Here is a 14,063-nt window from a genome sequence, read left to right as displayed (position 1 = left end):
GCGTTTCGCTGTATTGGCTCGCAAATGGATTCCAAGGCTGGGCTAAGACTGTGGGCCTCAACACAAGTTTCACGAGCAACGGGGGGAATTTATTGTTGGAGTCGTGCGTCCGCTCCTGGCCCAGAGTGTGTAAAAACACCTTCGCGAACCCTTGCTATGATTTCTGTGGATTTCATTGCAGGGATCGCCCATGAAGCGCTTTATCCAAGGTGAACATCGAGGCCAAGGCACCTTACTCCCCGAGAGCCTCGACGACTACGTATGCGATACCAATCCGGTGCGCATAGTCGACGTCTTTGTCGACGAACTCGACCTGGTCAATCTGGGTTTTGAAAGTGCCATTCCAGCTGATACTGGCCGGCCTGCTTATCACCCTGCGATCCTGCTGAAGATCTACATCTACGGCTATCTCAACCGCATCCAGTCGAGCCGCCGTTTGGAGCGAGAAGCCCAGCGCAACGTCGAGCTGATGTGGTTGACGGGGCGTTTGATGCCGGATTTCAAGACCATCGCCAGCTTCCGAAAAGACAACAGCAAGGCCATCCGAGGCGTCTGTCGCCAGTTCGTTGTGCTGTGTCAGCAGTTGGGACTGTTTGGAGAAAATCTGGTCGCCATCGACGGCAGTAAATTCAAAGCAGTCAACAACCGCGACCGCAATTTCACCAGCGCCAAACTGAAGCGGCGAATGGAAGAAATTGAATCGAGCATCAACCGTTATCTGACGGCACTCGATGCTGCCGATCGGCAAGAACCAACAGCCTCCGAGCCCAACGCCGTGCGGCTGGAAGAGAAAATCGCCAAGCTGAAGACGCAAATGAAAGAGCTTCAAGCGATAGAAATCCAGCTCAACGAATCGCCGGATAAACAGGTCTCACTGACCGATCCAGACGCCCGCTCCATGATGACGCGCGGCACGGGAATCGTCGGCTACAACGTGCAAACAGCGGTTGATACCCAGAACCATTTGATCGTTGCTCATGAGGTCACCAACTTCGGTTCCGACCGCGATCAACTCAGCTCGATGGCGAAGCAGGCTCGCGATGCCATGGCGTCAGAAACGCTGGCGGTGGTAGCTGACCGAGGTTACTTCAAGAGTGAAGAAATCCTTGCCTGTCACGACGCGGACATCACTGCCTACGTGCCAAAGCCGATGACTTCAAGCGCCAAGGCGGATGGTCGATTCAACAAAGATGCTTTCGTTTATGACGCGACGAAAAACGAATACATCTGTCCGGCGGGAGAGGCGCTGCCCTGGCGCTTCTCCAGTATTGAGAAAGGCATGAATATGCACTGTTATTGGAGTTCGAAATGCCAGGGCTGCGCGCTGAAAACGCAGTGCACACCGAGCAAAAATCGTCGAGTAAGACGCTGGGAACATGAAGCGGTGCTGGAGGAAATGCAGCGTCGGTTGAACCATGCACCGGACATGATGCGAATCCGAAAAAGGACAGTTGAGCATCCCTTCGGGACGCTCAAACAATGGATGGGCTCAACGCATTTCCTGACGCGCAAACTGGTCGGGGTAAGCGCGGAGATGAGTCTGAATGTACTCGCCTACAACATGAAGCGGGTTATGAGCATTATCGGTACAGCAAGCTTGCTGAAGGCGATGAGGGCGTAAAGTCTCGGTTTTCTCAGCCCCAGAAGGCGCTAAACCGCTACATAACCGCTTTGGAACGTCAGTAATGCTTATCACGGAAAACGCTTGGGCAATCGCATCGCCCAGGAACGCCTGGTTGACGCACTCGATATACGAAAGCGTTTTTACACACTCTGGGCCGATTTCTGCCTTTGGCCAACAGTAGCTTTGAGTCGTAAGCGGCCCGTTTTCCCCGTCAAAAAGCCAACTGCAACGTCTCCTTCCCCTCCAGCGTCAACAAAAACTCCTTCACCCCCAACCCACCCGCAAACCCGGTCAAACTCCCCGAAGCCCCAATCACCCGATGGCACGGCGCAACAATCGAAATCGGATTCTTCCCATTCGCTGCCCCCACCGCCCGAACCGCTTTCGGGTTACCAATCTGCTGGGCAATCTGGCTATAACTGCGCGTCTCGCCAAACGGAATGGTCAACAGCGCGTGCCAAACCTTTTGCTGAAAATCGGTCCCGACAAAATCAAGCTCCAGCTCAAAGCAATCACGCTCACCCGCAAAGTACTGATTAAGTTGGCGCTCAGCTTCCAGCAACACCGGGCTGTGGGTATCTTCGTGTAGCGGACCGAGGCGGACGCGGTCGGGCTTATCGTTCTCCCACAGGATCGCGCAGAGCTTGCTGCTTTTGGCGACCAGGGTGAGGGTGCCGACGGGGGATTTCATCAGTTTGAATACGTACGACATGGTTGACTCCTTGATCCGACGGGGCTTCAGACGTCGTTGAACATTGAAGGCGATCGTTCATTTGTGTCAGAGGACGTATTCACGGTAATTCAGTGTTCAAACGCAAGAACTACGTTTCTTGCGGTTGAATTGAGTGAGGTGGGTGTGTGGATGATCATTCCCACGCAGCGTGGGAACGATCAATCAACTGTGGTGAGGGCGCTTACACCAACAACCCTAATTCCTTGGCCCGAGCCACGGCCTGGGTGCGGCGTTCGACACCGAGTTTGCTATTGATGTGGCTGGCGTGGGTTTTGACGGTGTGCAGCGAGATAAACAGCTGATCGCTGATTTCCTGGTTCGAGCAGCCTTGGGCGATCAATTGCAGGACTGCCTGTTCGCGGACGCTGAGGGCTTCGCTGGGGTGCTGCGGCTCAACCGTCTCGCGGACAGCGGCTTGGGGCAAGCGCTCGATCAGGCTCTCACGCAGTGCACCGGCCGGACACTGCGCCAGTTGCTCACGCAACCAGTCCGGACGTTCGCTCAGTAACCCACCAAAGGGTTGCAGGACGCCACCGGCCGCCGCCTCGAAGGCCAGCCCCAAGGCCTGGCGCGCTTCGGCTTCACGGCCATTGTTCAGCAGCAGAGCCACCTTCTGATTCAACACCATCACGCTGAGCATCTGCCTTCCGGTCTTCTGCCCATGTTCCAGCAGTGCGTTCAAACGCCCTTCGGCCAGCATCGGTTGCCCTTGGATGGACTCCAGCAGCGCTTGTTGCAATTCGATGTGCAGCGGCATTTGCGGATGAAACTCCGGTGGTGCCGCAGCGTGCTCGCCGTTGTAGGTCTGACCAAGTCGCGCCAGCCAGGCTTCGGCCAGATCGGTGCGGCCCTGAGCCAGCCACAGCTCGCATTTCACCAGCGTGATCATCGCCAGGTAGTAAATCGGTGGCACGTCCCAGATGTGCATCAGCCGTTCGGCCTCGGCCAGTTCGGCAAACGCCCGGGCGAATTCGCCGTTGCTGCCCTCAAGCTTGGCGATCACACAATGACCGATCAGCACGCTGATATCGCGACAAGCCCGTGCTTCATTCAGCCCCGTGCGCAATCGCGCCAGTCCGGCCTCGGGTTGCAAGCGCTGGGTCAGCAGGAAACCTTCGTACAAGGTCAGGCGTGCGCGAACTGCGTACAACCGCTGCGACGATAAACCCTGCAAACGTTGCTGGCCCTGATGCACTTCATCCAGCGAACGGAGAATTTCCCCACGCGCTTGCAGCACCCGGGCGCGGTCGTAATGGGCCAGCGCCTCGAACAGCGGATTACCGACCCGTTGCGCCAGTTCCAGCGACTCACGGTTCAACCCTCGGGCGCGCCACAGATCCGCGTCGGCGATCGCCAGGTTGGACAAGGTCGACAGGCACATCAAGCGCTGCCCGTAGCGTTTGTGCGGCAGGCTCTCCAGCGCTTCGGTGCAATAGCGCAGCGTCAGTTCGCGCTGACCGCGACCACGGGCGACGATCCCGCTGAGCGCCAGCCATTGCGCCAACATGGATTTCTGCGCGGTGGCCGACGGTGCCGGCAGGAACCGACTCAAGTGGCTGGCCAATTCTTCAGCCGCATCGAGTTGGCAGGCCAGCCCCAGCGCCCAGCTGTACAGGACGATCAGCCGCGGGGTGCTGATCAGCAGGCTGTCGGGCAAGTCCATTTTCCAGCGCAACAACATGCCGACGTTCTGTTCGGCCAACAGTTGTTCTTCGGAAAGGTTTTGCACCAGGTTCGCGGCTACATCCAGGTGCCCGGCGCGCAATGCCTGCTCCACTGCTTCATCGAGCAAGCCCTGGGCGTTGAACCAGCGGCAGGCACGCAGGTGCAGGCTGGCGGTGGGCACCATGGCATTGGCGGTCGGCCGGCTGCGCAACAGGTCGGAAAACAGATGGTGATAACGGTACCAATGGCCGTGCTCGTCGAGCGGCACCAGGAACACTTGATGGGACAGCAAAAAGCGCAGGATCTCGGCGCTGTCATGGGCTTCGCGCACGGCGTCGCAGAGTTCGCTGCAAAAGCGCTCTTGCGGGGCGGTGTCGTACAGAAATGCCTGCACCTCGGCGGGCAGGCAGTCAATGACCTCTTCAAGCAGGTAGTCGCGTATCAAGCCTTCGCCACCGTGCAGCGGCTGCGGCAACGCGCCGCCATTGCGCGCTTCGGAGGCGGCCAGTAACCAGAAACGCAGCCCCGCAACCCAGCCTTCGCTGCGCTGGATCAGACTCTCCAGCGCCTCGCCACGCAATGAACTGCTGTGTCGATCCAGCAGGGCCCGGGATTCGTCGTGGGTCAGGCGCAGGTCCTGTTCGCTCAGCTCAAGCAATTGCCGCGACAGGCGCAAACGCGCCAGGTGCCAGTCGGGACGCTGGCGACTGGTCACCAGCACCAGCAGGCCATCGGGTAAATGATTGAGGAAAAACTGCAGGCAGCGATCGAGCACCGGGCCCTGGGCCAAATGATAGTCATCCAGAACCAGCAACAGCGGCGTGCTCGGTGACAGGTGAGTGGCCAGCTCATCGAGTAGTCCGTCCAGCCATTCTTCGAAGGCGAACGGTTGATGGCGTTGACGCATTTTCAGCAGGCCAAGGGCCTGGCTGCCCAGCTGTGGAAAATAGTTTTGCAGGCCTTCAAGCAGCCGTTCGAGGAAGCGCCCGGGGTCATTGTCGCGCGGACTCAACCCCAGCCAGAGGCTTTGCCAATGCGCCGGCAGGCTCTGACAGAACTCCACCGCCAATGAGCTTTTACCGAACCCCGCCGGCGCGCTGACCAACAGCAATCGCCCTTGCAACCCGGCACTCAGCCGCTCGCACAGACGAGGCCGCAGCACATAGCTGTCAGGCAAGGGGGGCCGGTAAAAACGCCCTTCCAGCACAGGCATTGCCGCGCCGGATGGCCTTTGGATTCGGAACAGGTCAGTCATAGCCAACTCTTGTTTAGGTGCTGTTGTCGGCATTGCAGATGTCCGCAGACTAGCGGTAAACCGGAGCGGATTGAAGGTTCCTGCTACAAATGGCTACAAAAAGACTACGAACAAAAGTTGCAGGGCTGGTGATGCACCGATCTTTTTTTGAGACAAAAAAAACGCCCCGAACCAGTCGGGGCGTTTTTCGAGGATGCAGCCTCTGTGCTACGACACGTTAGCGAACGCCGTCCTGAGCCAGTGCAGCCGGGGTGAAATCACTGGTGGTCGCAGTGAAGCCGAAGTCATACGCGCGTTTCTCTTCGTTCTTCATCCCCAGTGCCAGATAGCGGCCGGACTGCAGGTCGTAGAGGGCTTCCAGGGCATACCACGGCACTTGCTGGTCGTAGTAGTTCTCGGCATGGGCCTCGGCCACACGCCAGAGTTGACCACGACCGTCGTAGTGATCGATGACCGCGGCTTGCCAGGTGTCTTCGTCAATGTAGAAGTCACGCTTGGCATAAATGTGACGCTGACCTTCCTTCAGGGTGGCAACCACATGCCAGACACGACGCAGTTCGTAACGCGCCAGGTCCTGGTTGATATGACCGGCCTTGATGATTTCGTCGTACTTGAGCGTCGGTGAGTCGAGTTTGTAGCTGTCGGAGGCGATGTACATCTCTTTCTTGCCTTCGAGCTTCCAGTCGTAACGATCCGGTGCACCGTTGTACATGTCCAGGTTATCGGAAGTCCGCAGGCCATCGGCAGCCGTACCCGGACCGTCATAGGACACTTGCGGGGCACGACGCACACGACGCTGACCGGCGTTGTAGACCCACGCCGAACGCGGTTCCTTCACCTGATCGAGGGTTTCGTGAACCAGCAGCACACCACCGGCCAAACGTGCCGGCGCAGTCACTTTCTGCTTGAAGTAGAACAGGATGTTGCCCGGGTTTTTCGGGTCGTAATCCTTCATTTTGTCGCGGAACACGAACTGGTCCTGGAAGTACACCATGCTATACGAGCCGTTTGGCTGCGGCGTGGCCTGGGTCACCAGACGGGTCACGCTGCCGCCACGATAGCGGGTGATGTGGTTCCAGATGACTTCGACGCCGCTTTTCGGAATCGGGAACGGCACGGCGGTTTCGAAGTTCTCCAAGCCGTTGCCGCCGGACACCAGGTTGGTGTTGGTGGCGTTCTTCCTGATGGCGGCGAACACCTGATCCGGCACGGTCGCGCCGCGATGAGACGGGTAAACCGGCATTTTGAAGGTGTCCGGGTAACGCTTGAACATCGCGTATTGGCCCGGTGCCAGTTTGTCTTTGTACTGGTCGACGTTTTTCGCGGTGATGGTGAACAGCGGTTGCTCACTGGCATACGGGTTGGACAGGAAACCCTTGCTGTCGACGGCGCCGGCGTTTTTCTCCAAGGGTTTCCAGGCCGGGATCGAGCCATCAGCATTGCCTGCCATTTCCGCGCCCATCGGCGTCAGGCTCTTGCCCAACTTGTCCGCTTCAGCGGCCGGAACCGCTGCCATGACCGCGGTCGCCAGCAGCGAAAGCCCAAGGACACCCGCTTGCAAAAGACTTTTGGTTACTTTCATATTCTTGTTTGTCCTGAAGATGCAGTGCTTAGAAGTTCACGCCGACGCTGAGCGCAACGAAGTCGCGATCATCCACGGTGCTGTACTTGCCGCCAAAGAAGTTGGTGTACGCAAGGCTCGCGGTGTAGGTGTTCTGGTACTCGGCATCGAGACCCAGGCTGACCGCTTTGCGACCCTCCTCGAAGTTGCCGCCAGGGCCTGGCGAGTAACCGCTGACGTCATGCGACCAGGCCACGTTCGGCTTGAGGTTCACGCCGGCGAAGACGTCCGGGTATTCCCAGATGGCGCGGGCGCGGTAGCCCCAGGAGTTGGCGGTGGTGAAACCGTCGTTGTTGCAATTGCTGCTGCGGTTGTTGGTCGCAGCACCTGCCCCGGCACCGTTGATGGTGGAGGTGTTAAGGATCTGCGAGCAGGTGTCCAGACCACCCGTGGCGGGCAGTTCGCCTGGGCCGAAGACCGGATCGCGGCCATAACGGACATCGGACGTGCTTTCCAGGCCACCGACGTGAGTCAGTCCGACTTCACCCACCAGGGTCAGACGCTGGGCGCCCATGACCTGATCGAAGAAGTGCGTGAAGGTGGTCTGGATCTGGGTGATTTCCTTGCGGCGATAGCCGTGCAGGTCTTCCCCCGGAACACCCTGGAGCAACGAAGCGTTGGTCAGCGCGCCACCCAGCGGACGAACACCGGCGAACAGGATATCGGTGGAGTTCAACTGCACCGGCGCATTCGGCCGGTAGCTGATCTCACCGCTCCACGCCGTACCGGTAGGCAGGGTGGTGGAGAAGCTCAGGCCATAGAGGCGGATGTCTTCCGGGTACTCGACGAAGTACTGCGAGTTACCCGCGACCAGCAGCGGCCCGAGGGCCTGGAACGGACCGGGCAATGCCTTGACGCCGTTGTAGACCGACTGCGGAGCACCGGTCGCACTGAAGATCGGCGCACGGCTGTGGTAGTTCATGAAGTAGGCACCGAACTCGGTGTCCAGCGGATCGAACATGTACTTGAAGGCCGCACCCCACTGGCCGCCGTTGCTCGCCTCGCGGTCCCGACCACGACGAACCAGTACACCCTCTTCGTTGACGTCGACACCATTCGCGGCCAATGGCCCCAAGGCGACGGCCGGGATGGTCGAACGCTTGTTCAGTACGCGCAGATTGTCGGTGCAACCGTTGGCAATGATGTCTGGCTGGGAGAAAAAGGTACCGCAGTTGTCGACAACGGTCTGGTCCCAGCCGATCTGGTAGAACGCTTGAGCCGAGAGGTTCTCGGTCAGGCTTTGCGAGATGTAGAACATGTTGACCGGGATCAGGCCTTCCTTGATCTCGGCACCAGGACGACGGAATGCGGACACGTCGATCGGGTTGATCGAGTTGATGCCGCCACCGATGAAGGTACTTTCACCCCAGTTGACCACCTGCTTGCCCAAGCGCACGGAACCCGGCTCATCGGCAATGGAGTAGTTGTGGTAGACGAAGGCGTCGAGGATTTCCCCACCCGACGACCTGGCGCCTTCCTTGCGTCCGTCATTGCTGACGTTCTTGAATTCCAGGTCCTGGTTTTGCAGCGCGAAGTCGTACCAGTATTTACCGCGCACGAAGACGCCGGTATCGCCGTATTTCAGTTCAAGGTCATGGATGCCCTTGAAGATTTTTGAAAAGGCTTGCCCGCTCTTGAAGTTCAAGTGGCCGTCATCGGAGGTCTGGGACAAGCCCTTGCCACCGTTGTTGACACCGATCAGGTTCTTGTTCGGCTGCTGGGTAGACACACTCATGCCCAGGGAGAGGGACGAGTCGAACTGACCTTCGATTTCACCGACGTTGAAACTGACCCCGAATGCAGGCCCGGCGAGCGTAGAGGCGAGACTGACCGCCAGAGGCAGTTTCGCCCGGCGCCAGAACTGGTTTATTGATGTCATCGACGCTACTCCATGTGCTTTTATTGTTATGGCATTGAGCACTTCTAAAAACGCCCTGAATAACGGGGAGCCCATGTCGTCCCGAAGTCATTCAAAGTTGCATCGCCGCGTTTTGTGCGTTTGCCCCGTTCTTAAAAATCCTTGAACGGACTATAGCCAGCAGGTAGTACTGCTTGATCCCTCTAAAGTGTGATTTGCAGCCCCCACCACTCTGGAATAGTCCTGTTGCCAATCCGACAGATGTCGGCCCGGCAAGGATGGCTGAAAATTTTGAATAAACAAGCCAAGCGCTTGCTTGGTGGGCTTGCCGTGCCCTTTCGGGCACGGCAAAGGACGCTTAAAGCGTCGAAAGGAAGGTGCTGTTGCTGGCCTGCCATTGTGCGATGTCGACGCGGATACGCTTCTTGTCGAGCTTGCCGACACTGGTCTTGGGAATTTCAGTAACAAGGGCGATCTGGCTCGGGATGGCCCACTTGCTCAGGTGCCCCAGTTCGACGAATGGCTTGAGGTGTTCCTTGAGTTCCCTGGCGCCTATCGCATGGCCCTCACGGAGCACCAGCAAGGCAAACGGGCGCTCGCCCCATTGCGGGTCCGGGATACCGACCACTGCTACTTCGCGTACCGCCGGATGACGGCTGATCAGGTCTTCGAGGTCCAGGGAGGAAATCCACTCGCCACCGGTCTTGATCACGTCCTTGATCCGGTCACGGATGTCGATCACCCCCATGCTGTCCAGGGTCGCCACGTCGCCAGTGTGCAGCCAGCCCCCGGCCCAGAGCTCTTTGCCCTTCTCAGGTTCGTTGAAATAACCTTCGGTGAGCCACGGCGCACGCAGCACCAGTTCGCCCTGAGACTCCCCGTCGGCCGGCAAGAAGTTGCCGTCAGCGTCGATGATCGCCGCTTCCACCAAGGGCCCCGGCACGCCGGCCTTGATGCGATACGTGGTGCGTTCGTCTTCGGTACCGGCCATCAGCTCTTCGTTAAGGTGAGCGCAAGACACCAGCGGCCCGGTTTCCGACATGCCATAGGCGGCGGTCAACTGAATACCCTTGGCCTTGGCCGCTTCGTACAGCGCGCGGTTCAGGGCGCTGCCGCCGATGACGATTTTCCAGCCGCCGAAGTCCGTGCCTTGCGCGGCCTTGGCGTTGAGGACCATTTGCAGGATGGTCGGCACGCAATGGGAGAAACTGACCTTTTCCCTGCGCCACAACTCCACCAGGTATTCCGGGTCGTAACGACCGGGGTAAACCTGCTTGAGCCCAAGCATGGTCGCCACGTAAGGCAAGCCCCAGGCATGCACGTGGAACATCGGGGTGATCGGCATGTACACGTCGTTGGTGCCCAGCAGGCGCACGCTGTCGATGCTGCCCATGATCGTCGAGACGCCCATGGTGTGTAGCACCAGTTGCCGATGGGTGAAATACACGCCCTTGGGATTGCCGGTGGTGCCGGTGGTGTAGAAGGTGGTCGCTACCGAGTTTTCGTCGAAATCTTCGAAGTTGTACTGGGTGCTCGCGGCAGCCAGCAGTTGCTCGTACTCGCCGATCAGGTTGGGCAAGTCGGCGGTTTTTTCCGGTAGATCGGTGAGCAGCAGGGTTTTCTCGACCGTGGTCAGGTGCCCGGCAATCGCCTGGTACAGCCCGACGAACTCACTGTTGACCAGCACGAAGCGGTCCTCGGCGTGGTTCATGGTGTAGAGAATCTGTTCAGGCGACAGGCGCACGTTGATGGTGTGGATCACCGCACCGATCATCGGGATGGCAAACATGCATTCGAGGTAGCGATGGCTGTCCCAGTCCATCACGGCCACGGTATCCCCGGCCTTGACCCCGGCCGCCGTGAGCACGTTGGCCAGCCGCGCGACACGCTCGATGAGGGTCGGATAGCTGTAGCGCAACTGGTCGCGGTAGACAATCTCGCGGGTTTTCTCGTAACGGCTGCCGGACATCAGCAACCGCTTGATCAACAGCGGGTATTGATAAGCGCCTTCGGCTGGCGGAATAACGCGAGTCTGCAACATAAGCATCCCTTTATCTGACTGCACGGTCGTGGCTGAAAAGATAAGCACTTTAGTCAGCCGGAGCGCCAGCTAAATCAGCCAAAGGGATGATTTGCAGAGCCGTACAAATGCCAGCTTTGCGCCAGCATTTATTTCCGATAGTGGATCAATGCATCTCGGTCAGGGCCAGCTTCACGCCGATGGCAATCAGCACCACGCCCATCGTGCGGTCGAACCAGTGGCCCATGCGGGCAAAACCGGCGCGTACGCGCTGTTGACTGAACAGCATCGCCACCAGGCAAAACCAGATCGCGGTAGCCGCTGCCAGGTAAACGCCGTAACCGGCCTGAATCGCCAGCGGTGTGTGCGGGTTGATCACCACGGTGAACAGCGACAGGAAAAACAGCGTGGCTTTGGGGTTCAGGCCGTTGGTCACGAAACCTGAGGTAAATGCGCCGCGTGCAGTGCGCTCGCCGGCTTCCTTGTGCAGGTTTTCGGCGGCCGGTTTCGCCGGTTGCGCGCGCAGGGCCTTGAAGCCGATGTACAGCAGGTAGGCGGCCGCCAGCCATTTCAGCGCGTTGAACAGCACGATCGACTGCGAGACGATCAGGCCAATACCGAGCAACGAGTAGCCCACGTGCAGGAAGATCGCAGAACCAACGCCCAGCGCCGTCCAGGTCCCGGCGCGACGACCGTGGGTCACGGCCTCACGCACCACCACGGCAAAGTCCGGACCCGGGCTTGCCACGGCAAGCAGGTGAATCAGGGCGACGGTCAAAAACTCTGTCCAGTACATGGTGGGGCTCCTTTAGGCCAGGCCGATCAATCGAAGATTTCTTGGTCAAACATCCTACCGGTGGCGAGGGAGCTTGCTCCCGCTGGGTTGCGAAGCAGCCCTGAACCCTGCATCCGCGTTTCGTCAGGTGTACCAAGTTGGCGGTTTTGCGACTGCTGCGCACTCGAGCGGGAGCAAGCTCCCTCGCCACAGTTCATCTGGTAGGCTCGGCAGATTACGCCTTCAGACTCACGTGCAAAAGGTACAGTTAATGACGAACAATCGCCGCGCCGTATTCCTCGACCACAGTTCCCTGGACCTCGGCGACCTCGACCTCAGTGGGTTGCAGCAGTGCTTCGACGACTTGCAGCTGCGCTCACTGACCACGCCCGACAACATCGTCGAACGGCTGCAAGGCGCCAGTGTCGCGATCAGCAACAAAGTCCTGCTGAACGCCGAAACCCTCAAAGCCTGCCCCGAACTGAAGCTGATCCTGATCGCCGCCACGGGCACCAACAATGTCGACCTGGCCGCCGCCCGCGCCCAAGGGATTACCGTGAGCAATTGCCAGGGTTACGGCACGCCGTCGGTGGCGCAGCACACGATCATGTTGCTGCTGAACCTCGCCACCCGCCTGGGCGACTATCAAAAGGCCGTCGCTGAAGGTGGCTGGCAGCAGGCCAAACAGTTCTGCCTGCTGGATTTCCCGATCGTCGAACTCGAAGGCAAAACCCTCGGTCTGCTCGGCCATGGTGAATTGGGTGGCGCCGTCGCGCGGCTGGCCGAGGCCTTTGGCATGCGCGTGTTGCTCGGCCAATTGCCAGGGCGCCCGCCCCGCACCGACCGCTTGCCGCTGGATGAACTGCTACCGCAAATCGACGCGCTGACCCTGCACTGTCCGCTCAACGAGCATACCCGCAATTTCATCGGCGCCCGTGAACTGGCGCTGCTCAAACCCGGCGCCTTTGTGGTCAACACCGCACGCGGTGGCCTGATCGACGAACAAGCCCTGGCCGATGCGTTGCGCAACGGGCATCTGGGCGGCGCGGCGACTGATGTCTTGAGTGTCGAGCCCCCCACCGCCGGCAATCCGCTGTTGGCCGCCGACATCCCGCGCTTGATCGTCACCCCGCACAACGCCTGGGGCAGTCGCGAGGCGCGGCAGCGGATCGTCGGTCAACTGACCGAAAACGCTCAAGGCTTCTTCAGCGGTACAGCGCTGCGGGTCGTCAGTTGATAAACTGCCGCACTTTTTTTCAAGGAGCAGAGTATGGATCCGCGCAGTGAAGTACTGCTTCGTCAGGCCGAGTTGTTTCAAGGCGAGTTGTTGCTGGCCGGTTTGCCCGCCGATGACTTGCTCGGCAAATTGCCCAACGCTCACGGCTGGTGCTGGCACGCAGGCGACCAAGCGGCGCTGGACGCACGCTTTGCCGAGCGCAGCCACTTTGGCGTGAATGCTCCGAGCCGCGAGTTTGAAACGGCGGTGGTGTTCCTGCCCAAATCCAAGGAGCTGACCGACTACATCCTCAACGCCCTCGCCTCGCGCCTGGCCGGTCGTGAGCTGTACCTGGTGGGTGAAAAACGCAGCGGCATCGAAGGCGCGGCCAAACAGCTGAATCCCTTCGGCAAACCACGCAAGCTCGACAGCGCACGCCACTGCCAGCTCTGGCAGGTCACCGTGGCCAATGCGCCCGAGGCCAAATCGCTGGAAAGCCTGGCGCAGGAATACGAACTGCCGCTGGCTGAAGGTCCGCTGAAAGTCATCAGCCTGCCGGGCGTGTTCAGTCACGGTCGACTGGATCGCGGCAGCGCCCTGCTGCTCGAACACCTGGACAAACTGCCGAGCGGTCACTTGCTCGACTTCGGTTGTGGTGCCGGCGTGTTGGGCGCGGCGGTGAAACGGCGTTATCCACACAACACCGTCACCCTGCTGGACGTTGATGCGTTCGCCGCCGCCAGCAGCCGCCTGACATTGGCGGCCAACGGTCTGGAGGCCGAGGTGCTGACCGGCGATGGCATCGACGCTGCGCCAATGGGGTTGAGCGCAATTCTGAGCAATCCGCCGTTCCATGTCGGGGTTCATACCGATTATCACGCCACGGAGAATCTGCTGCGAAAAGCAGCCAAACATCTGAAAAACGGCGGCGAATTGCGGCTGGTGGCCAACAGTTTCCTGAAGTATCAGCCGCTGATCGAGGAGCATCTCGGTGCGTGTGCGATCAAGGCCGAAGGTCAGGGTTTTCGAATCTACCGGGCCAAACGCGGCTAGAAATTAGCGCTTGCCGAATGGATTTTGCCTAGGCAGAATCCGCTCCGTCCTAGGGGAGTAGTCTCCCACGAGCGCCATGCTCGTCCGGCATACGTCAACATACTTGGTCCTCAGACCATGGCGTATGCGACCCCAGCGTCCACTCAGATGGATCGCAGGGTTTGACAAGACCTATGACACGCACACCTTACCCGGGGCGGGAAGGCTGTACGTGTCATAGCCGTGTCGACCCGCCCCTTAGGA

General features: G+C 59.4%; 9 protein-coding genes and 1 riboswitch. Of the genes, 3 read left to right on the top strand and 6 right to left on the bottom strand.

Annotated features, from left to right (window positions below; all coding sequences use genetic code 11):
* Window positions 1-190 precede the first annotated feature (190 nt).
* Window positions 191-1,621, top strand: coding sequence for an IS1182 family transposase (locus tag HK44_RS05335; protein WP_024264657.1), 1,431 nt, complete (start codon window positions 191-193; stop codon window positions 1,619-1,621).
* Between the two features lie 214 nt (window positions 1,622-1,835).
* Here the strand turns inward: HK44_RS05335 and HK44_RS05330 are convergent, their stop codons facing one another.
* From HK44_RS05330 to HK44_RS05305, 6 genes are all read right to left on the bottom strand, one after another.
* Window positions 1,836-2,336, bottom strand: a complete 501-nt coding sequence (locus HK44_RS05330; protein ID WP_019693593.1) for a methylated-DNA--[protein]-cysteine S-methyltransferase — start codon at window positions 2,334-2,336, stop codon at window positions 1,836-1,838.
* Between the two features lie 202 nt (window positions 2,337-2,538).
* Window positions 2,539-5,277, bottom strand: a complete 2,739-nt coding sequence (locus HK44_RS05325; protein ID WP_019693594.1) for a LuxR C-terminal-related transcriptional regulator — start codon at window positions 5,275-5,277, stop codon at window positions 2,539-2,541.
* A 217-nt stretch (window positions 5,278-5,494) separates the two neighbouring features.
* On the bottom strand, window positions 5,495-6,859 hold the full coding sequence (locus tag HK44_RS05320; RefSeq protein WP_019693595.1) for a DUF1329 domain-containing protein: 1,365 nt from the start codon (window positions 6,857-6,859) through the stop codon (window positions 5,495-5,497).
* Between the two features lie 28 nt (window positions 6,860-6,887).
* Window positions 6,888-8,777: a DUF1302 domain-containing protein gene (locus HK44_RS05315; protein WP_019693596.1), complete on the bottom strand. Its 1,890-nt coding sequence runs from the start codon at window positions 8,775-8,777 to the stop codon at window positions 6,888-6,890.
* Between the two features lie 337 nt (window positions 8,778-9,114).
* Window positions 9,115-10,797 carry a fatty acid--CoA ligase gene (locus HK44_RS05310; protein ID WP_019693597.1) on the bottom strand — a complete coding sequence of 561 codons (1,683 nt, stop codon included), beginning with the start codon at window positions 10,795-10,797 and terminating at the stop codon, window positions 9,115-9,117.
* A gap of 145 nt (window positions 10,798-10,942) precedes the next feature.
* Window positions 10,943-11,572 carry a LysE family translocator gene (locus tag HK44_RS05305; RefSeq protein ID WP_019693598.1) on the bottom strand — a complete coding sequence of 210 codons (630 nt, stop codon included), beginning with the start codon at window positions 11,570-11,572 and terminating at the stop codon, window positions 10,943-10,945.
* A gap of 250 nt (window positions 11,573-11,822) precedes the next feature.
* Here HK44_RS05305 and HK44_RS05300 point away from each other — a divergent pair, with 250 nt between their 5' ends.
* Window positions 11,823-12,788, top strand: a complete 966-nt coding sequence (locus HK44_RS05300; protein ID WP_019693599.1) for a 2-hydroxyacid dehydrogenase — start codon at window positions 11,823-11,825, stop codon at window positions 12,786-12,788.
* A gap of 33 nt (window positions 12,789-12,821) precedes the next feature.
* Window positions 12,822-13,820 (top strand): class I SAM-dependent methyltransferase, encoded by a 999-nt coding sequence (locus HK44_RS05295; RefSeq protein WP_019693600.1) that lies wholly within the window; start codon window positions 12,822-12,824, stop codon window positions 13,818-13,820.
* A 39-nt stretch (window positions 13,821-13,859) separates the two neighbouring features.
* Window positions 13,860-13,983, top strand: a riboswitch (yybP-ykoY riboswitch).
* The last annotated feature ends 80 nt before the right edge of the window (window positions 13,984-14,063 follow it).

It is taken from the genome of Pseudomonas fluorescens HK44 (assembly GCF_000217955.3).
Classification (GTDB): domain Bacteria; phylum Pseudomonadota; class Gammaproteobacteria; order Pseudomonadales; family Pseudomonadaceae; genus Aquipseudomonas; species Aquipseudomonas fluorescens_AQ.
The sequence above is the reverse complement of the archived record's forward strand: the minus strand, read 5'-3'. Positions and strand labels throughout refer to the sequence as shown.

What these genes read in the sequence shown, in the direction of transcription:
- HK44_RS05335 (WP_024264657.1), top strand. Translation starts at nt 191, where the DNA reads ATGAAGCGCTTTATCCAAGGTGAACATCGAGGCCAAGGCACCTTACTC.
- HK44_RS05330 (WP_019693593.1), bottom strand. Translation starts at nt 2,336, where the DNA reads ATGTCGTACGTATTCAAACTGATGAAATCCCCCGTCGGCACCCTCACC.
- HK44_RS05325 (WP_019693594.1), bottom strand. Translation starts at nt 5,277, where the DNA reads ATGACTGACCTGTTCCGAATCCAAAGGCCATCCGGCGCGGCAATGCCT.
- HK44_RS05320 (WP_019693595.1), bottom strand. Translation starts at nt 6,859, where the DNA reads ATGAAAGTAACCAAAAGTCTTTTGCAAGCGGGTGTCCTTGGGCTTTCG.
- HK44_RS05315 (WP_019693596.1), bottom strand. Translation starts at nt 8,777, where the DNA reads ATGACATCAATAAACCAGTTCTGGCGCCGGGCGAAACTGCCTCTGGCG.
- HK44_RS05310 (WP_019693597.1), bottom strand. Translation starts at nt 10,797, where the DNA reads ATGTTGCAGACTCGCGTTATTCCGCCAGCCGAAGGCGCTTATCAATAC.
- HK44_RS05305 (WP_019693598.1), bottom strand. Translation starts at nt 11,572, where the DNA reads ATGTACTGGACAGAGTTTTTGACCGTCGCCCTGATTCACCTGCTTGCC.
- HK44_RS05300 (WP_019693599.1), top strand. Translation starts at nt 11,823, where the DNA reads ATGACGAACAATCGCCGCGCCGTATTCCTCGACCACAGTTCCCTGGAC.
- HK44_RS05295 (WP_019693600.1), top strand. Translation starts at nt 12,822, where the DNA reads ATGGATCCGCGCAGTGAAGTACTGCTTCGTCAGGCCGAGTTGTTTCAA.